The organism is Sphingobium sp. B8D3B (assembly GCF_025961875.1).
GTDB lineage: Bacteria > Pseudomonadota > Alphaproteobacteria > Sphingomonadales > Sphingomonadaceae > Sphingobium.
Window position 1 is genome coordinate 3,466,263 of the sequence record NZ_JAOQON010000001.1, and the last position, 16,798, is coordinate 3,483,060.

General features: G+C 65.1%; 17 protein-coding genes. 5 read left to right on the forward strand and 12 right to left on the reverse strand.

Annotated features, from left to right (window positions below):
- The first annotated feature begins 99 nt into the window (after nucleotides 1-99).
- Together M2343_RS16235 and lon are read left to right on the forward strand one after the other, a co-directional pair.
- On the forward strand, nucleotides 100-516 hold the full coding sequence (locus M2343_RS16235; protein WP_264577428.1) for an Hsp20/alpha crystallin family protein: 417 nt from the start codon (nucleotides 100-102) through the stop codon (nucleotides 514-516).
- Nucleotides 516-2,960 carry an endopeptidase La gene (gene lon, locus M2343_RS16240; RefSeq protein ID WP_264577429.1) on the forward strand — a complete coding sequence of 815 codons (2,445 nt, stop codon included), beginning with the start codon at nucleotides 516-518 and terminating at the stop codon, nucleotides 2,958-2,960. The genes M2343_RS16235 and lon overlap by 1 nt, the downstream gene beginning before the upstream one ends.
- 154 nt (nucleotides 2,961-3,114) lie before the next feature.
- Here lon and M2343_RS16245 read toward each other — a convergent pair whose 3' ends face one another.
- The 8 genes from M2343_RS16245 to M2343_RS16280 form a co-directional block, all read right to left on the reverse strand.
- Complete coding sequence (locus tag M2343_RS16245) at nucleotides 3,115-3,540, reverse strand: VOC family protein (RefSeq protein WP_264577430.1); 426 nt, start codon at nucleotides 3,538-3,540, stop codon at nucleotides 3,115-3,117.
- Nucleotides 3,541-3,556: 16 nt separating this feature from the next.
- Nucleotides 3,557-4,093 carry a nuclear transport factor 2 family protein gene (locus M2343_RS16250; protein ID WP_264577431.1) on the reverse strand — a complete coding sequence of 179 codons (537 nt, stop codon included), beginning with the start codon at nucleotides 4,091-4,093 and terminating at the stop codon, nucleotides 3,557-3,559.
- 22 nt (nucleotides 4,094-4,115) lie between these two features.
- Complete coding sequence (locus tag M2343_RS16255; protein ID WP_264573536.1) at nucleotides 4,116-4,712, reverse strand: nuclear transport factor 2 family protein; 597 nt, start codon at nucleotides 4,710-4,712, stop codon at nucleotides 4,116-4,118.
- 89 nt (nucleotides 4,713-4,801) lie between these two features.
- Nucleotides 4,802-5,497 carry an aspartate/glutamate racemase family protein gene (locus tag M2343_RS16260; RefSeq protein WP_264577432.1) on the reverse strand — a complete coding sequence of 232 codons (696 nt, stop codon included), beginning with the start codon at nucleotides 5,495-5,497 and terminating at the stop codon, nucleotides 4,802-4,804.
- A gap of 19 nt (nucleotides 5,498-5,516) precedes the next feature.
- Nucleotides 5,517-6,935 (reverse strand): NAD(P)(+) transhydrogenase (Re/Si-specific) subunit beta, encoded by a 1,419-nt coding sequence (locus M2343_RS16265; RefSeq protein WP_264577433.1) that lies wholly within the window; start codon nucleotides 6,933-6,935, stop codon nucleotides 5,517-5,519.
- On the reverse strand, nucleotides 6,935-7,219 hold the full coding sequence (locus tag M2343_RS16270; protein ID WP_181560541.1) for an NAD(P) transhydrogenase subunit alpha: 285 nt from the start codon (nucleotides 7,217-7,219) through the stop codon (nucleotides 6,935-6,937). Before M2343_RS16270 ends, M2343_RS16265 begins: the two co-directional genes overlap by 1 nt.
- A 24-nt stretch (nucleotides 7,220-7,243) precedes the next feature.
- The gene (locus tag M2343_RS16275; protein ID WP_264577434.1) at nucleotides 7,244-8,380 is read right to left on the reverse strand and encodes a Re/Si-specific NAD(P)(+) transhydrogenase subunit alpha; all 1,137 of its coding nucleotides are present in this window, start codon (nucleotides 8,378-8,380) and stop codon (nucleotides 7,244-7,246) included.
- 23 nt (nucleotides 8,381-8,403) lie between these two features.
- The gene (locus tag M2343_RS16280; protein WP_181560539.1) at nucleotides 8,404-8,526 is read right to left on the reverse strand and encodes an aa3-type cytochrome c oxidase subunit IV; all 123 of its coding nucleotides are present in this window, start codon (nucleotides 8,524-8,526) and stop codon (nucleotides 8,404-8,406) included.
- Between the two features lie 147 nt (nucleotides 8,527-8,673).
- Here M2343_RS16280 and M2343_RS16285 point away from each other — a divergent pair, with 147 nt between their 5' ends.
- The gene (locus tag M2343_RS16285; protein WP_264577435.1) at nucleotides 8,674-10,125 is read left to right on the forward strand and encodes a sigma-54-dependent transcriptional regulator; all 1,452 of its coding nucleotides are present in this window, start codon (nucleotides 8,674-8,676) and stop codon (nucleotides 10,123-10,125) included.
- 148 nt (nucleotides 10,126-10,273) lie between these two features.
- Here M2343_RS16285 and murA read toward each other — a convergent pair whose 3' ends face one another.
- Both murA and M2343_RS16295 read right to left on the reverse strand, forming a co-directional pair.
- Nucleotides 10,274-11,557, reverse strand: a complete 1,284-nt coding sequence (murA, locus tag M2343_RS16290; protein ID WP_264573530.1) for a UDP-N-acetylglucosamine 1-carboxyvinyltransferase — start codon at nucleotides 11,555-11,557, stop codon at nucleotides 10,274-10,276.
- Nucleotides 11,558-11,619: 62 nt separating this feature from the next.
- Entirely contained in the window at nucleotides 11,620-12,186 is a 567-nt protein-coding gene (locus M2343_RS16295; RefSeq protein WP_264577436.1) for an HNH endonuclease, read from the reverse strand.
- A gap of 96 nt (nucleotides 12,187-12,282) precedes the next feature.
- Between M2343_RS16295 and gluQRS the strand changes: the two genes are divergently transcribed.
- Both gluQRS and M2343_RS16305 read left to right on the forward strand, forming a co-directional pair.
- Nucleotides 12,283-13,173 carry a tRNA glutamyl-Q(34) synthetase GluQRS gene (gene gluQRS / locus M2343_RS16300; RefSeq protein ID WP_264577437.1) on the forward strand — a complete coding sequence of 297 codons (891 nt, stop codon included), beginning with the start codon at nucleotides 12,283-12,285 and terminating at the stop codon, nucleotides 13,171-13,173.
- A gap of 24 nt (nucleotides 13,174-13,197) precedes the next feature.
- Nucleotides 13,198-13,434 (forward strand): twin transmembrane helix small protein, encoded by a 237-nt coding sequence (locus tag M2343_RS16305; protein WP_181560534.1) that lies wholly within the window; start codon nucleotides 13,198-13,200, stop codon nucleotides 13,432-13,434.
- 68 nt (nucleotides 13,435-13,502) lie between these two features.
- On the opposite strand, the gene M2343_RS16310 is transcribed toward M2343_RS16305, so the two are convergent.
- Both M2343_RS16310 and M2343_RS16315 read right to left on the reverse strand, forming a co-directional pair.
- Nucleotides 13,503-15,806, reverse strand: a complete 2,304-nt coding sequence (locus M2343_RS16310) for an arylsulfatase (protein ID WP_264577438.1) — start codon at nucleotides 15,804-15,806, stop codon at nucleotides 13,503-13,505.
- 129 nt (nucleotides 15,807-15,935) lie between these two features.
- Entirely contained in the window at nucleotides 15,936-16,793 is an 858-nt protein-coding gene (locus M2343_RS16315; protein ID WP_264577439.1) for an SMP-30/gluconolactonase/LRE family protein, read from the reverse strand.
- Between the last annotated feature and the right edge of the window lie 5 nt (nucleotides 16,794-16,798).

Below are 16,798 nucleotides of genomic sequence, written 5' to 3' on the forward strand. Positions count from 1 at the left end.
CCCGCGCCCTTCTGCCGGGCTTGAAATCGGTCCGGCGAGCAACCTTATTGGATGCACGCCGCGCATCTCGCCCGGTGACCCATGGGGAAGAGGGCGCGCATGACTTCGCGGAACAGGCACTGGATGTGGGCCGATGCGGTCGACCTGCTGGATCGCATGCAGCGCCTCCAGCAGCAGAATTACGCGCCCGTCCGCGCCGCTAGCGGCCCGCCGGCCTGGGAGCCGCCCGCCGACATGATCGAGACGGCGCATGAGGTGCTGGTCATCGTCGCGCTGCCCGGTGTCGATGCCGAGAAGGCGGAGGCGTTCATCGAGGATGGGGTGCTCATCGTGCGGGGCCAGCGCATCCTGCCGCCGGAGTTGCGCACCGCGCGCATTCATCGCCTCGAACTGCCGCAGGGTCTCTTCGAGCGCCGCCTGCCGCTCCCCGGTGGCCAGTATCACGGCGTGCGTCGCGCCGCCGTGAATGGCTGCTTGCTCGTTACGCTCAGCAAGGTCGATGGAGGCCGCTTCTGATGGACGTTTTGACCACGAACACCGCCAACCCTTCGTCCACCGGTGCCGCGCAGCCCCAGGGCGCCGCGCCCGGCGAGACGCAGCCTTTCCGGCCGCTGCCGGAGGATGCGATCATCATCGTCCCAGTGCGCGGCTTCGTGCTGTTCCCTGATGTGGTGATGCCGCTGGCGCTCAGCCGGGCCATCTCGGTCAACGCCGCACAGGCTGCCGTGCGCGAGAGCCTGCCGATTGGCGTGCTCACCCAGCGCGATGCGGGCGTCGACGCGCCCGTCCCGGCGGACATGCACGCCATGGGCACGCTCGCCAATGTGCTGCGCTATGTGACGGCGCCCGATGACACCCATCACCTCATCCTGCAGGGCGAAACGCGCTTTCGCATTGTCGAGTTTCTGGAAGGCTGGCCGTTCATGGTCGCGCGGGTCGAGAAGCTCGCCGAGCAGGAGGACAAGACGCCGGACGTCGAGGCGCGGCTGATCCATGTGCGCAAACAGGCGCTGGAGACGGTGCAGCTGCTGCCGCAGGCGCCGCAGGGTCTGGCCGAGGCGATCCAGACCATCGCTTCGGCATCGACGCTGGCCGATACCGTTTCCGCCTATTTGGACGTGGATACCACCCAGAAGCAGGAGCTGCTTGAGACTGTCTCGTTGCCTGCGCGGCTGGACCGTGTCTCACGCCTGCTGGAGCAACGCCTGCAGGTGTTGCGCCTCTCGGCCGAGATCGGCAAGGACGTGCAGGAGACGCTGACCAGCCGCCAGCGCGAGGCGATCCTGCGCGAGCAGATGGCCGCGATCCAGCGCCAGCTCGGCGAGGATGATGGCCGCGCGGCGGAAATCGCGGAGCTGACCGAGAAGATCGAGGCCGCCAAGATGCCCGAGGCGGTCGAGAAGGAAGCGCGCAAGGAACTGCGCCGGCTCGAGCGGATGCCTGAGGCCGCTGCAGAGCATGGCATCATCCGCACCTATCTTGACTGGCTGACGGAGCTGCCGTGGGACATTCCCGAAGAGCAGCCCATCGACATCGCCAAGGCGCGCGAGACGCTCGATGCGGATCATTATGGCCTCGACAAGATCAAACGGCGGATCGTCGAATATCTTGCCGTGCGCAAGCTCGCGCCCGGCGGCAAGGCGCCGATCCTGTGCTTCGCCGGCCCGCCCGGCGTCGGCAAGACCTCGCTCGGCCAGTCCATCGCGCGGGCCATGGGCCGCCCGTTCGAGCGCGTGAGTCTGGGCGGCGTGCATGACGAGTCGGAGATTCGCGGCCACCGCCGGACCTATGTCGGCGCCATGCCCGGCAACATCATTCAGGCGATCCGCAAGGCCGGGCGGCGCGATTGCGTCATCATGCTGGACGAGATCGACAAGATGGGGCGCGGTGTGCAGGGCGATCCTTCGGCCGCCATGCTCGAAGTGCTCGACCCCGAGCAGAATGGCAGCTTCCGGGACAATTATCTCGGCGTGCCGTTCGATCTCTCGCGGGTGGTGTTCATCGCCACGGCCAACATGCTGGAGACCATCCCCGGCCCGCTGCGCGACCGCATGGAGATCATCACCCTCTCGGGCTATACCGACGATGAGAAGCTGGCGATTGCCCAGCGCTATCTCGTCGCGCGCCAACTCGCCGCCAATGGTGTCACGGCCGAGCAGGTGACGGTGGACGATGCCGTGCTGAGCGAGATCATCCGGTATTACACCCGCGAGGCGGGCGTGCGGAACCTGGAGCGGGAGATCGGCAAGACCATCCGCAACGCCGCCGTGCGCATTGCCGAGGGCAGCGCGGACAAGGTCTCGATTGGCGTCGATGATCTGCACGAGGTGCTGGGCGACCGCATCTTCGAGAATGAGGTGGCGCAGCGCACCAGCGTGCCCGGCGTGGCAACCGGTATGGCCTGGACGCCCGTCGGCGGCGACATCCTGTTCATCGAGGCGACGAAGATGTCCGGCTCCGGCCGGCTCATCCTCACCGGCCAACTCGGCGACGTGATGAAGGAGAGTGCGCAGGCGGCGCTGAGCTTGCTCAAGAGCCGGGCGGACAGCCTCGGCGTCTCGGCTGAACTGCTGGAGAAGAGCGACATTCACGTCCATGTCCCCGCTGGCGCCACGCCGAAGGACGGGCCGAGCGCGGGCGTCGCCATGTTCATGGCGCTCACCTCCCTGCTCACCGGCCGCACGGTGCGCAGCGATACCTCGATGACCGGCGAGATTTCCCTGCGCGGCCTCGTGCTGCCGGTCGGCGGCATCAAGGAGAAGGTCGTCGCCGCCGCGAGTGCCGGCATCACCCGCGTCATGCTCCCCGCCCGTAACAAGCGCGACTATGACGACATTCCCGCCAATGCGCGGGAGAAGCTGGAGTTCATCTGGCTGGAGACAGTCGAGGATGCGCTCGCGGCGGGGCTGGACGATCCGATCTTGCTTGCCAAGGAGCCTGCCGAGCCGACGGACGCCTGACGTCCATCAGCCCCTCCCCTTCAGGGGAGGGGAAGGGGGTGGTGGCGATGCGCAGCATCGCTCGCATTGCGAACATCCGTGGTGGTTGAGCCCTACCCCAACCCCTCCTCTGAAGGGGAGGGGCTAAGGCGCGCACAAACAGCTTAACCCCCATTCAAAGCGCGAAGGTCACGCGCCCCTCGGCATCGATCGGCCAGGCCGGATTCCAAGCAATCTCCCAGGCATGGCCGTCAGGATCGGCAACATAGCCGCGCATCCCGCCATGGGGCGGCGCGTCGGCGGCACGCAGCAGTTCGCCGCCCGCTTCGACAAGCCGGGCAATCAGCGGCGCGACCTCCGCTTGCGTCGCGACATTATGCGCCAGGGCCACCGAAGCAGCGCCATGGCCAGCCACCGGACGCTGCATGTCCTGCGCCAACGCGTCCTTCGTCCAAAGCCCGAGGACGAAGCCGTTCATCTGGTAGAAGAGGATGTCCTCCCCCTCGTACACCGGCGTCCAGCCGAAACCCTCGCCATAAAAGCGCCGCGCGCGTGCCAGATCGCCGATGCCCAGCGTGATGACCGCGATCTGTTGCTGCACGGGCGGACCTCCGCTGTCAGTCCTTTACCGCGACATTGCGGAGCTGGATCAGCCATTTGCCATTGACGCGCACGACGTCGTCGCGCCCGCGACCGGCAGCGGCGAGCCGCGGCGGGGGATTGAGCGGGCGGTCGGCAAACACCGTCTGCCAATAATAATTCACCTGCGCATGGTCGCGGTCGATGAAGGTGATGGTCTGGTTGCTCATCATGTGGTGCATCGCGCCGATATGCTCGCCCTTGGCCCGGCGCTCCTCTTGGCTGGTCTTCATGGCGGTGATCATCTTGCGCAGCGCCTCGCTGCCCTTGACGTCGTTGAAGGCGCCGTCGGGCGTAAACTGCGCGGCGTAGGCATCCGCATTCAGGCTGTCGGCCGCGCGCACATAATCCCACATCAGCTTCTCGATCTGGGTGCGATCCTGCACTTCCTGAAGGATGCGGGCGTGATCGGCCTGATCGCCATGCCCGGCATGTTGCGCGAGCAGCGGGGCAGGCTGCGCGACCAGCATGAGTGCGCTCAGCGCCACGCCGGTCAGAGTTGTGCGTGTCGTCATCTGTCCTCTCCCTGTTTATGGTTCAGCCGGCCGGCGGCGGCACGGGCTGGGACGGCGCGGCGGGCGCCGCCGTCGGGGCGGCTGCGGGCGGCGGGGCGGCGGGCAGCGTCGCCGGGTCCCAATGCTCGTCGGCCTTGCCGTCGACAAAGCGCCACATGTCGAACCAGGTCGTCGTGTAGGTCTTGGAAGGATCGTTGGGATAGGGCACTTCCCGCACGAAGCTGACCGTCACGAAGTCACCCTCGGCCTGCACCGCCACCACCGGCGTCTTCATCTTTTCGGGGATCGGCGTGGGCGTTCGCTTGGCGACGTTCATGAAGAAGTCCATCACGGCCTTGAGGCCTGAACCCGCCATCGGATTATGCTGGATGTAGCGATCGGTGAGGTACAGCGGCGCGCGGTCCCAGTGATTGGCCTCCAGCAGCTCCTTCACGATCTTGAGTGCGGCCTGCTTGTTGCGATGCAGCTTTGGGTCGGGACTCGTGAACAGCGATTCGGGGTCGGGATGCGCCACCACCGCGTCATTGAGTGCCCGCATCTGGGCATGGGCAGGCGCGGTGCTCAACAGCAGCGCAGCGGCGATCAAAGGCAACGAGATCTTGGTCGGGGAGACTCGCATCGGGCAGATCCTCTCGCTTGGTCTTTTAAACCATTAGGACCGTATGTATCGCCCGGCGCGAACCCCGGCACAAGCCCAAAGCGGCCCGGCTATTTGCCCAGCACGAAGCGGGCGCCGGCCTCGGCATGGATGGTCGTGCTGTCGTAGATCGGCAGCACATTGGCGTTCACGTCCACGATCAGGTCGAGCTCCGTGCAGGCCAGGACCACGGCCTGCACATCCTCCTTGGCGATGTTGGTCAGCTCGGTCTTCATGTAGCGCTCGGCCTCGCGGGTGATGATGCCGGCAGCCAGCTCGGTATAGACGAGCTTGTCGATGCCCTCGGCCAGATCGGCCTCGGCTGGCAGCAGTGAGACGCCGCCTTCCTGTACCAGATGCTGGCGATAATCCCGGTCGCTCATCACATTGCTGGTGCCGACCAGCGCGACCGATTTCACCTTGTCCGTCTTCAGCCGCGCGCCAATCTCGTCGATGATGTGGATGACCGGCAGGTTCACGCTCGCCCCGATCTGCGGCACCACCTTGTGCAGGCTGTTGGCGCAGATCATCAGCGCTTCCGCACCGGCTGCCTGCAGCCGCTTGGCTGCGCCGACCATGTGGCCGGCCCCGCAATCCCAGTCATTGGCCGAGGCGCAGCGGGCGACATCGGCAAAGTCGAGGCTGTCGATCAGCAGGGTCGCGCTGTGCAGCCCGCCCAGTTCGCGCTGCACGGAGCGGTTGATGAGGTCGTAATAGCGGGCCGTGGACGTCCAGGAGATGCCACCGATCAGTCCAAGCTTGCGCATCAAAACTCCATCTTGCGTGTCAGTGCCCGAGCGACTTGACGATCTCTTCGACCATCTTCTTGGCATCGGCGAGCAGCATCATGGTGTTGTCCATGTAGAAGACGTCATTGTCCACCCCCGCATAGCCCACGCCGCCCATGGAGCGCTTCACGAACAGCACGGTCTTGGCATTGGCCACATCGAGGATGGGCATACCATAGATCGGCGAGGACTTGTCCGTCTTGGCCGCGGGATTGGTCACGTCATTGGCGCCGATGACGAAGGCAACGTCGGTCTGCGCGAACTCGCTGTTGATGTCCTCCAGCTCGAACACCTCGTCATAAGGCACATTGGCTTCGGCCAGCAGCACGTTCATATGCCCAGGCATGCGGCCTGCCACCGGGTGGATGGCATATTTGACGCTCACGCCTTCCGCCTTGAGCATATCGCCCATCTCGCGCAGCGCGTGCTGCGCCTGGGAAACGGCCATGCCGTATCCGGGCACGATGATGACGCTGTCCGCCTGCTTCATCAGGAACGCCGCGTCTTCCGCGCTGCCGCGCTTCCACGGGCGCTGCTCCTTTGCTTCGCCGTCGCCGCTCGCCGCTTCTGCGCCGAACCCGCCGGCAATTACGGACAGGAAGCTGCGGTTCATCGCCTTGCACATGATGTAGCTGAGGATCGCGCCCGAGGAGCCGACCAGCGCCCCGGTGATGATCATCGCGCTATTGCCGAGCGTGAAGCCCATCGCGGCCGCGGCCCAGCCGGAATAGCTGTTCAGCATCGAGACGACGACCGGCATGTCGGCCCCGCCAATGGGGATGATGAGCAGGAAGCCGATGACGAAGGCGAGGACGAGGATGATCCAGAAGTCCATCGGCGCCTGGCTGTGCCAGAAGCCGTAGGTGAAGAAGAGGATCGCCAGCAGCGTGCCGATGTTGATGATGTGGCGCACCGGCAGCAGGATGGGCTTGCCGCTCATATTGCCGTTGAGCTTGAGGAAGGCGATGACCGAACCGGAGAAAGTGATCGCGCCGATTGCCACGCCTAGCGCCATCTCGATGCGGCTGGCGGCATGGATGGCGCCGGTCAGCTCATCGGCAATGCCGAAGGAAACCGGGCTGAGGAAGGCGGCGACGCCGACCAGCACGGCGGCAAGGCCGACGAGGCTGTGAAAGGCCGCGACGAGCTGTGGCATGGCCGTCATGGCGATCCGCCGCGCGATCACGAAGCCGAGCACGCCGCCCATGATGATCGCGATGCCGATGCGCGGCATTGCCACCGCATCATGCGTCGCCACGGTGGTACCCACCGCGATAAACATGCCGAGCATGCCGAAGCGATTGCCGCGCCGGCTGCTCTCCGGATTGGAAAGGCCGCGCAGCGCCAGAATGAACAGCACGCCGGAAATGAGATAGGCGAGGGCCGCCAGCGGCCCGACAGGCAGGAACGCCAGCATCACTTGCGCTCCTTCTTCTTGTACATCGCCAGCATCCGCTCGGTCACGGCAAAGCCGCCGAAGATGTTGATGGAGGCGAGCACCACACCGATCAGCCCCAGCCATTCAGCCAGCGGATTGCCAGCCTCCGCCGCCGCGATGAGCGCGCCGACGATGATGACAGAGGAAATCGCGTTGGTCACCGCCATCAGCGGCGTATGCAGCGCAGGCGTGACCGACCACACGACATAATAGCCGACGAAGCAGGCCAGCACGAAGATCGAAAGAACTGCAATGAAGTCCATGATTCTGGTCCCCTCCCATGGAGACTAGGTGCTGCTTGTCTGCAGCCTCTCGTTCACCACCTTGCCGCCCTGGGTGATGCGGATGCCTTTCACGATCTCGTCGTCATCCGGCAGCACCGGCGCATTGGCTTCCTTGTCCCAATAAGCGGACAGGAAATTGTAGAGATTGCGCGCGAACAGCGCGGAAGTGTCCGCCGCGAGGCGCGAGGGCATGTTGCGGTGGCCGACGATCTTCACCCCATGGCGCTCGACGATTTCGCCTGGCACCGCGCCCTCGACATTGCCGCCCTGCTCGACGGCCAGATCCACGATCACGCTGCCCGGCTTCATCGTCGCGATCTGCGCGTCCGAGATCAGGCGCGGCGCCGCGCGGCCAGGGATCAGCGCGGTGGTGATCACGATGTCCTGCTTGGCGATATGACTGGAGACCAGCTCGGCCTGCGCCTTCTGATATTCCGGCGACATTTCGGTGGCATAGCCGCCGCTGCCTTCGCCCTCGATGCCCTTCACCGCATCGACGAAGATCGGCTTGGCGCCGAGCGATTCGATCTGTTCCTTGGTCGCCGCGCGCACGTCCGTCGCGCTCACCTGCGCACCGAGCCGGCGGGCGGTGGCGATGGCCTGCAGGCCCGCGACGCCTACGCCCATCACGAAGACGCGTGCGGCGGACACGGTGCCGGCCGCCGTCATCATCATCGGGAAGGCGCGGCCATATTCGGCGGCGGCGTCCAGCACCGCCTTGTAGCCCGAGAGGTTGGACTGGGAGGAGAGAATGTCCATGCTCTGCGCGCGGGTGATGCGCGGCATGAACTCCATGGCCAGCGCTTCCAGTCCGGCGGCCGCATAACGATCGATCCGCGCGCGCTCGCCAAATGGGTTGAGCGATCCGACCAGCCATGCCCCCGGCGCCGCGCCCGCAATGCTCTCGGGCTCCGGCCCCTGCACGCACAGGATAATGCCCGCGTTCTGCACGGTGGCGGCCCGGTCGGTCACCGTGGCGCCAGCGGCCTCATACTCGGCATCGGAGACGCTGGCAGAAAGGCCCGCCCCCGTTTCCACCGCCAGCTCCGCACCGAGCGCCTTGAACTTGCGGACGGTTTCGGGCGACGCGGCCACGCGCCGCTCGCCAGCGGCGGTCTCGCGAATGACGGCGATTTTCATGGACATCCCCCCGTTCGGAGGGATCAGGCGATGATCATGATGACGATGAGCGCGGCGATTGCGCTGAGAATCGTGCCCCACTTCATCAGCGTCACGAAGCCGCTGTAGCTGCCGGTTGCCTGATTCATGTCCTGTTCGTGCGCCATGGCTATCCTGTTCCAGATTGTCGTCTTCGCAATGTCCTAGCGGCATTATTTGGCGGCCTCAAGCAGCTTGCCGCAAAGACAGGTCGGCTTAACAGCCTCTTTACCCCCTCTCTTTAATTCCGTCGGCTGCAACGAGCGGAAGAGAGCATGACCGATCCCGAAAATCCTGTTCTGCTGCTGGTCGATGATGAGCCGGCGCAGCGCCGACTCAATATTGCCATGGCCCATCGGGCGGGCTGGCGCGCGATGAGCGCGAGCACGGCGGAGGATGCGCTCGAGCTGCTCGATTCCCGTGAAGGCGCGCGCATCAATGCCGTGATGATCGACGACTGGACGCAGGAAGGCGAGGCCAGCGACCTCATCCGTGCCATCGGCGTCCGTCGCCCGCAATTGCCGGTTCTGGTCATCACCGCCAATGGCTCTGCCGAGCGGGCGGTGGATGCGATGCGGGCCGGCGCGCATGATTTCCTCATCAAGCCGATCGCGCCGGACAGTTTCCTGAGCGCGCTGCAAGCTGCGCTCAACCATGCCGGTAGTGCGGGCGAATTGCGTCCGCTGACCGAGAAGAACCGGGCGCCGCTCGGCTTCGACGAGATTGTCGGCTCCTCGCCCACCTTCCGCTCTGCCCTCGCCATCGCCGCCAAGGCGGCGCGTGCCCGCGTGCCCATCCTCATCGAGGGGGAAAGCGGTGTCGGCAAGGAAGTCATCGCCCACGCCATCCACGCCGCCAGTCCGCGCGCCCGCGCGCCGATGGTCACGGTCAATTGCGGCGCGATTCCGTCCAATCTGGTCGAATCGGACCTGTTCGGTCACGAACGCGGCGCCTTTACCGGCGCGTTCGATCGGCATGTCGGCAAGTTCAGCACCGCCAATGGCGGCACCATTTTCCTCGATGAGATCAGCGAATTGCCGCTCGATGCGCAGGTCAAGCTGCTGCGCGTGCTGCAGGATGGCGAGATTCAGCCCGTCGGCGCGCGCCTGCCCAGTCAGGTCGACGTCCGCGTGATCGCGGCGACCAACAAGCGCCTGCTTGACGAGGTGGAGGCGGGACGCTTCCGCGAAGACCTTTATTACCGCCTCAACGTCGTCCAGCTGACCATTCCGCCGCTGCGGGATCGTCGCGGCGATATCCCCGCGCTGGCGCGTCATTTGCTGGAGCGGGTTGTCGCGCAGCCGGGGATGCGCAGCCTCGGCATCACCAATGAGGCGATCAACCTGCTCGCCCTGCACGATTGGCCGGGCAATGTCCGCCAGTTGCACAACACGCTCTTCCGCGCGGCTGTGCTGTGCGAGGGGGATGCCCTTACTGCCGCGGATTTCCCGCAACTCTCCGGCAGGCTCAGCCAGAGCGAGCCGGCGCGGCGCGAGCACGGGCAAGTCACGCCCATGGTCCGCAACGCACAGGAGAGCGGCATCGGCGTCACGCTCTACGAGCCGAACGGCCATTTGCGCGCGTTGGCTGATATCGAGGCCGACGTCATCCGCCTCGCCATCGGCCATTATCGCGGCCGCATGACGGAAGTGGCGCGTCGCCTCGGCATCGGCCGCTCGACGCTGTATCGCAAGCTGGCGGAACTGGGCATCGATACGGCGGCCTGAGAGGGCCGCTCTTAGTCCTTTGCCGGTCAGATCGGCGGCAGAGTCATTCGCCGATTTCCATCACCGTCATTCCCGCGTTCGCGGGAATGACGAAAGATTAGCGATTAAAACGCCGTGCAGACCGCCCCATCAGACCTGCGGCGGGGGCTTAGCCGTCGCTGTCGCGCTCGATGTCGGCGCCGACCGCGCTCAATTTCTCTTCCAGCCGCTCATAGCCCCGGTCGAGATGGTACACGCGGCTCACTACGGTTTCGCCCTGTGCGGCGAGGCCGGCGAGGATCAGGCTCATCGAGGCGCGCAGGTCGGTTGCCATCACCGGGGCGCCGGTCAGCTTCTCGACGCCGCGCACCACGGCGGTGCGGCCGTTCACGGTGATGTCCGCGCCCATGCGGGCCAGCTCGGGCACATGCATGTAGCGGTTCTCGAAGATCGTTTCGGTGAGCACGCTCGCGCCACCGGCCAGCGTCAGCATCGCCATGAATTGCGCCTGCATGTCGGTGGGAAAGCCGGGGTGCGGCGCCGTTGTCAGCGTCAGCGGCTTGAGCGGGCCATCGGCCGCGACCTTGATGCCGGTCTTGCTTTCCTCAATGTGGACGCCGGCATCGCGCAGGCCCTTGAGGATCGCGTGCATGTCGTCGGCATTGGCGCCGATCAGATCCAGCTCCCCGCCGGTGATCGCGGCGGCGCAGGCATAGCTGCCGGCCTCGATGCGGTCTGCCATCACCCGATAGGTGGTGCCATAGAGGCGCTGCTTGCCGTGGATGACGATCCGGTCCGTACCGATGCCCTCGATCTCGCAACCCATGGCGACGAGCAGGCCGCACAAGTCGACAATCTCAGGCTCGCGCGCGGCATTTTCGATGATCGTCTCGCCATTGGCGAGCGCGGCGGCCATCAGCGTGTTCTCGGTGGCGCCGACCGAGGGGAAGGGCAGGGTAACGAGCGCGCCCTTGAGGCCACCATCCGGTGCGATGGCGCGGACATAGCCATTGGCCATCTCGATCGTCGCGCCCAGCGTTTCAAAAGCGCGCAGGTGGAAGTCGATGGGGCGGTTGCCGATGGCGCAGCCGCCGGGCAACGACACGGTCGCCTCGCCGGTGCGCGCCAGCAGTGGCCCCAGCACAACGATGGAGGCGCGCATCTTGCGCACGATGTCATAGGGCGCGACCGACGAGGTGACGCGCGCGGCCTTGAGCGTCATCACCCGGCCGAAATCTTCCTGCCGCGATCCCTCGATGGTGGTCGAGACGCCAAGCTGGTTGAGCAGATGGCCGAAGCTGTCCACGTCCGCCAGGCGGGGCAGGTTGCGCAGGGTTACCGGTTCCTCGGTCAGCAGCGCGCAAGGCAGCAGCGTCAGCGCGGCGTTCTTCGCGCCGGAGATGGGGAGTTTGCCGGAGAGCGGCTTGCCGCCGCGGATGAGGATACGGTCCATCGCGGCTTCTTAGCGGCTCCAGAGCCGCGTGCAAGGGGCAGGGCGGAGACGGGTTCCCTGGCTCAGGCCAGCAGTTCGACATCCCAATAGAGCCAGTCGTGCCAGCTCTCGTGCAGATGGTTGGGCGGGAAGGCGCGGCCATGGTCCTGCAATTGCCAGGTCGTCGGGCGGATCGGCATTTGGCGCAGCGGCATATGCGCCTCGCGCGGGGTGCGTCCACCTTTCCTGAGGTTGCACGGCGAGCAGGCGGTGGCGACATTCTCCCAGGTCGTGCGGCCCCCGGCGCGGCGTGGCACGACGTGATCGAAGGTGAGATCCTTGGTCGATCCGCAATATTGGCAGGAGAATTTGTCGCGCAGGAAGAGGTTGAAACGGGTGAAGGCGGGATGCTCGCTCGGCCGCACATATTGCTTGAGCGCGATCACCGAGGGGATTTGCATTTGCAGACTGGGCGAATGAACTTCCTGCTCATAGCTGGAGACGATGTCCACCCGATCCAAAAAAACCGCCTTGATGGCGGTTTGCCAAGGCCAGAGGCTCAGCGGATAATAAGAAAGCGGGGTGTAGTCGGCGTTCAACACGAGCGCCGGGCAATTTTCTGGATGGCGTATTCGATCGGGATGATACATGCGCGCTCTTGCCCCTTTCGTTTCGCCGCACTCTCTCCAAGAGAAGCGTGACGTGCATATGACAGCAGAGACGATGAGTCTTCGTCAAGGCCTTGTATGATGGAAAACGACTCTCCACGACATGTGGTGACCCGTTTCGCGCCGAGCCCGACCGGGCGCCTGCACATCGGCCATGGCTGGTCGGCGTTGCAGGCTCATGACTTCGCGCGGGAAAATGACGGCACCTTCCTGCTGCGCATCGAGGATACCGACGTCACCCGCTGCCGGCCCGAATTTACCGAGGGCATCTATGAAGACCTGCGCTGGCTCGACATCGGCTGGGACGGGCTGATGATCCAGTCGACGCGGTTCGATGCCTATGAGCAGGCGCTGGAGCGACTCAAGGCATCGGGCGTGGTCTATCCCTGCTTCTGCACGCGCGGCGATATCGCACGAGAACTGGCCGCGAGCCTGCACGCCCCCCATGGCGCCGACGGGCCGCTCTATCCCGGCACCTGCCGCGCGCTGTCGTTGGACGAGCTCGCCGCACGCATCGCGGCGGGTGATCCGCATAGCTGGCGGCTGGATATGGGCGCGGCGCTGGCGCGCACTGGTCCGCTGGTCTGGCAGGACGATTTTGCCGGCACCGTCCCGGTCGAGCCGGATGCGTTGGGCGATCTGATCATCAAGGGGCGGGACCGGCCGGCCAGCTATCATCTTGCTGTGGTGGTGGACGATGCGGCGCAGGGCGTCACGCATGTCATCCGGGGGCGGGATGTATTTGCCTCCACCCACGCCCATCGCACCCTGCAGGCGCTACTCGGCCTGCCAAGTCCGCGCTACCGGCATCACCGGCTGATCGTGGATGCGGCGGGCAAGCGCCTTGCCAAGCGCGCCGATGGCCTGAGCCTTGCGGAGCTGCGCGATCAGGGCCTTTCCGGCCCGGCGCTCGCCGAAGATTTGCGGGCTGGCCGCTTTCCGGTTGGAATCAGGGTCGAAGCCTCCTAAATCGGGGCCACAAGGAGACAAGCTATGGGCAATGCCCTCATGATCATCCTGCTGGTGCTCGCCATGCTAGGCGCACTTTTCATGCTCGTTCGCGGCATCGTGACGTTCCTGCGCACGACCGAGGCGGAGCTGAAAGGCGATGGCACCGGCCCGAGCCAGTCCAGCCTGCGCCAGAACAAGGCAATGATGGGCCGCGTGACCTTTCAGGCGCTCGCGATCCTGATCGTGGCCATCTTGCTGCTGGTCAACAGCGGCCGTTAAGCGGCCTGCATACCCCAAATGACATGGCCGCCCACCAATAGGCAGGCGGCCATGGGCAAGTGCTGGTCTCAGTAGCTGGTGATCGTCACCTTCTCGATCGTATCGGGGAAGTTCAGCGGCCCCGTGCGATCATCGATCAGCGCGTGGCCGATCATCGCCTCGCCGGTCACGATCTTGATGACGCGGGGGATCGATGCCGTTGCTTGCGACTTGCCGTCGACCAGCAGCGAGATCGTCAGTCCTTCGCTCGCCGGGGCGATCTGGGCGGTGATCACATGGTCGCCGGCCCCGAGTGCTTGGGTGCCACGCAGGATCTTGCGTTCCTGTGCGCGGCCCGAGGGGTTGTAGGTAAAGACCGGCACGCCGTTCTCCATCGCGAGCGTATAACCCGCGAACTTCGCGCCCTGGGTCAGAATCGGCCCGCTGACCGCTGAGCCGGTGAGTTTGACACGGGCTTCGGCGGTCCAGTTGTGGTTGAGTTCCGGGAAGGTCACGGCCGGATAGCGGATGTCGCTCGTATAATAAGTGCGTGTCCGCTCCGGCGCGAGGGCGTTGGGGCGATATTTGTAGTTCAGCCGCTCGAAGAAGTCGGCCGAGAGCGGATAGACATGGAACTTCTGGGCCGCCGCCTCGAAGTCCGCCTTCAGTTCGGCCAGCTTATCGGGATACTGCGCGGCGACATTGCGGGTCTGCGACCAGTCCTCGTTGAGATTATACAGCTCCCAGCCGGCCTTGGTCGGGTCGGTCTTGTTTGGTCCCCATGGTTCCCAATTGACCTCGGTCCCGGCGAACCAGCCATCCTTGTAATAACCGCGGCTCCCCAGCATCTCGAAATACTGCTCACGCCGTTGCGACGGGGCCTTGGGGGCATCGAAACTGTACTTCATCGAAATGCCGTCGATCGGCTGCTGGGCCACACCGTCCACCGTGGCCGGCGGTGTGATCCCCACCACGTCATAGATGGTCGGCGCGATGTCGATGACATGGCTGAACTGGGTGCGGATGCCGCCCTTGTCCTTGATCTTATCAGGCCAGGAGACGACCATCCCCACACGCAACCCGCCGAGCTGGGAGGCGACCGTCTTGCCCCATGGGTAGGGCGTGTTGAGCGCATAGCCCCAGCCGACCGGATAGTTGCCGAAGCTCTCCTCCGTACCGAACTTGTCCTTCTGCGGCAGCAGCGTCTCGGGCGTTTCCTTGATGCCGGCGAACTGCGAGTAAGCGTTGATCGAGCCGTACATATTGTGCAGCGCCGCGCCGTTGTCGCCGTTGATGAAGATCACCAGCGTGTTGTCCAGCTCGCCATCCTGACGCACCCGCTCGATCACGCGGCCCAGTTGATCGTCGAAGAAGGCAAGCTGCGCGGCGGCCACTTCCATCATATGCGCGTAAAGCGCCTTCTGATCGGCAGGCAGGCTATCCCAGCGCGGCACGCCGGGCAGGGGCGGCGCCATGCGGGCGTCCTTGGGGATGATGCCCATGGCTTTCTGACGCGCGAAAATCTGGTCGCGCATCTTGTCCCAGCCCATGTCGAACTTGCCCTTGAACTTGGCCACCCAATCGGCCGGGGCTTGCTGCGGGCCGTGCATGGCGCCGGGCGCGACATAGAGGAAGAAGGGCTTGTTCGGGTCCTGCGCCTGCTGCGCGCCCAGCCAGCCCAGCATCTTGTCGGTCATGTCACGGTCGAAGATGTAATTATCGTCCGTCCGGTCGCGCCGCACGGGGTTGATATTCTCGACAATAGTCGGGTTGAACTGATCGGCACCCGCGCCGTTGAACCCGTAGAAATAATCGAAGCCCAGGCCGATCGGCCAGCGCTTAAACGGTCCCATCGGCCCGGTTTCCCAGTCGGGGATATTGTGGTTCTTGCCGAACCACGACGTGTCATAGCCATTGTCGCGCAGCACGCGGCCGAGCGTCGCGGCGCTGTCCGGCATCACGGAGGTGTAGCCCGGGGCATCGATCGACACGTTGGAGATCGATGCATTGCCGACGGCATGGTGGTTGCGGCCGGTGAGCAATGCGGCGCGCGTCGGCGAGCACATGGCGGTGGTGTGGAAGCGCGTGTAGCGCAGGCCCGAGGCCGCGAGACTGTCGAACACCGGCGTCGGAATGGGGCCGCCATAGGAGGTGGAAGCGCTGAAGCCCACATCGTCCATAAGGACGAGGATGATATTGGGGGCACCTTTGGGGGCCTTGGTCGGCTGCGGATAATAGGTCCAGTCAGGGCCGACCGGCGGCGACGCCTGCTGCGAATTCGCGCCTTGTTGTGCCATCGCGGCGGAAAGCCCAAGGCCCGCACATGCCGCGATAATCAGCCGGCTGGCGCCATGCCACGCGGCTTTGGACGCCATCTTCCTTGAATAGCTCATCGTTCCTCTCCCTATTTTGAACCACCTTGTCATGCGGAGAGGCAGGTAGAAGCAACGGCCTGTGAGGCTATAAGTTATAGCTACTCGCTAATAGGATCAGGGCAGGACGGATGAGGCTTGGCGTCGATGTCAGGCCGGAAAGAGACCCGGCGCGACGCCCCTGAACCGTGTCTCGATCTCGAACAGGGCGCCATCATAGTCGGACGGAGGCAGGCCGGTCGCCGCAGAGGTGACGAACATTCGGTCGAGCCGTTCACCGGCAAAGGCGATATTGGTGATCTGGGATGCGGGTAGCGCAATGCTGTGATCCAGCGTGCCATCCGGCCAAAAGCGGCTCACCCGGCCGGCCCCCCAATGCGCGACCCACAGCCCGTCCTCGGCATCGACGGTCATGCCGTCCGGCCCGCCATCTCCCTCGCCGAAGCGAATGAAGACCTCGCGGTCGGTAATGCCGCCATCGGGCGTGCGCGCGAACCGGTAGATGAGGCCGCGCATGGTGTCGGTATGGTAGAGCCAGCGGCCGCAGGTCGAGAAGGCAGGACCGTTGGTGACGGTGTAGCCGCTGTCCATCGGCGTCCAGCGACCATCCGGTGTGAACCGATAGAGCGTGCCGGTCTCGCCCTCGATCCGGCTGTGCATGGTTCCGCACCAGATTGTCCCGCTGGCATCGGCCTTCCCGTCGTTCATGCGATTGTCCGGCAGATGCGGCTCGGGGTTGCCGATCGGCTCGATGATCAGCGGATCGAGCGAGAGCCGCGCAAAGCCGCTCGCGAACCCGGCAATGAAACCGCCCTGATCGCGCTCCACCACCCAGCCCAGCCGCTCGGGCATCGCCCAGCGGTCGACCGTGCCATCGGCGAGCGAGAGCCGGTTGAGCGCCGGCGCGAGAATGTCCGTCCAGTAGAGCGCGTTGTCGCGCGCGCTCCACAGCGTTCCCTCGCCAAGCTCGTCGCGCACGTCGCGCTCGACGATCCGCCAGCCCGTCATCCTGT

Bases quoted from the DNA above. Each gene is read 5' to 3' on its own strand.
- M2343_RS16235 (WP_264577428.1), top strand. From the start codon at position 100: ATGACTTCGCGGAACAGGCACTGGATGTGGGCCGATGCGGTCGACCTG.
- lon (WP_264577429.1), top strand. From the start codon at position 516: ATGGACGTTTTGACCACGAACACCGCCAACCCTTCGTCCACCGGTGCC.
- M2343_RS16250 (WP_264577431.1), bottom strand. From the start codon at position 4,093: ATGACGACACGCACAACTCTGACCGGCGTGGCGCTGAGCGCACTCATG.
- M2343_RS16255 (WP_264573536.1), bottom strand. From the start codon at position 4,712: ATGCGAGTCTCCCCGACCAAGATCTCGTTGCCTTTGATCGCCGCTGCG.
- M2343_RS16260 (WP_264577432.1), bottom strand. From the start codon at position 5,497: ATGCGCAAGCTTGGACTGATCGGTGGCATCTCCTGGACGTCCACGGCC.
- M2343_RS16265 (WP_264577433.1), bottom strand. From the start codon at position 6,935: ATGCTGGCGTTCCTGCCTGTCGGGCCGCTGGCGGCCCTCGCCTATCTC.
- M2343_RS16270 (WP_181560541.1), bottom strand. From the start codon at position 7,219: ATGGACTTCATTGCAGTTCTTTCGATCTTCGTGCTGGCCTGCTTCGTC.
- M2343_RS16275 (WP_264577434.1), bottom strand. From the start codon at position 8,380: ATGAAAATCGCCGTCATTCGCGAGACCGCCGCTGGCGAGCGGCGCGTG.
- M2343_RS16280 (WP_181560539.1), bottom strand. From the start codon at position 8,526: ATGGCGCACGAACAGGACATGAATCAGGCAACCGGCAGCTACAGCGGC.
- M2343_RS16285 (WP_264577435.1), top strand. From the start codon at position 8,674: ATGACCGATCCCGAAAATCCTGTTCTGCTGCTGGTCGATGATGAGCCG.
- murA (WP_264573530.1), bottom strand. From the start codon at position 11,557: ATGGACCGTATCCTCATCCGCGGCGGCAAGCCGCTCTCCGGCAAACTC.
- M2343_RS16295 (WP_264577436.1), bottom strand. From the start codon at position 12,186: ATGTATCATCCCGATCGAATACGCCATCCAGAAAATTGCCCGGCGCTC.
- gluQRS (WP_264577437.1), top strand. From the start codon at position 12,283: ATGATGGAAAACGACTCTCCACGACATGTGGTGACCCGTTTCGCGCCG.
- M2343_RS16305 (WP_181560534.1), top strand. From the start codon at position 13,198: ATGGGCAATGCCCTCATGATCATCCTGCTGGTGCTCGCCATGCTAGGC.
- M2343_RS16310 (WP_264577438.1), bottom strand. From the start codon at position 15,806: ATGAGCTATTCAAGGAAGATGGCGTCCAAAGCCGCGTGGCATGGCGCC.
- M2343_RS16315 (WP_264577439.1), bottom strand. From the start codon at position 16,793: ATGACGGGCTGGCGGATCGTCGAGCGCGACGTGCGCGACGAGCTTGGC.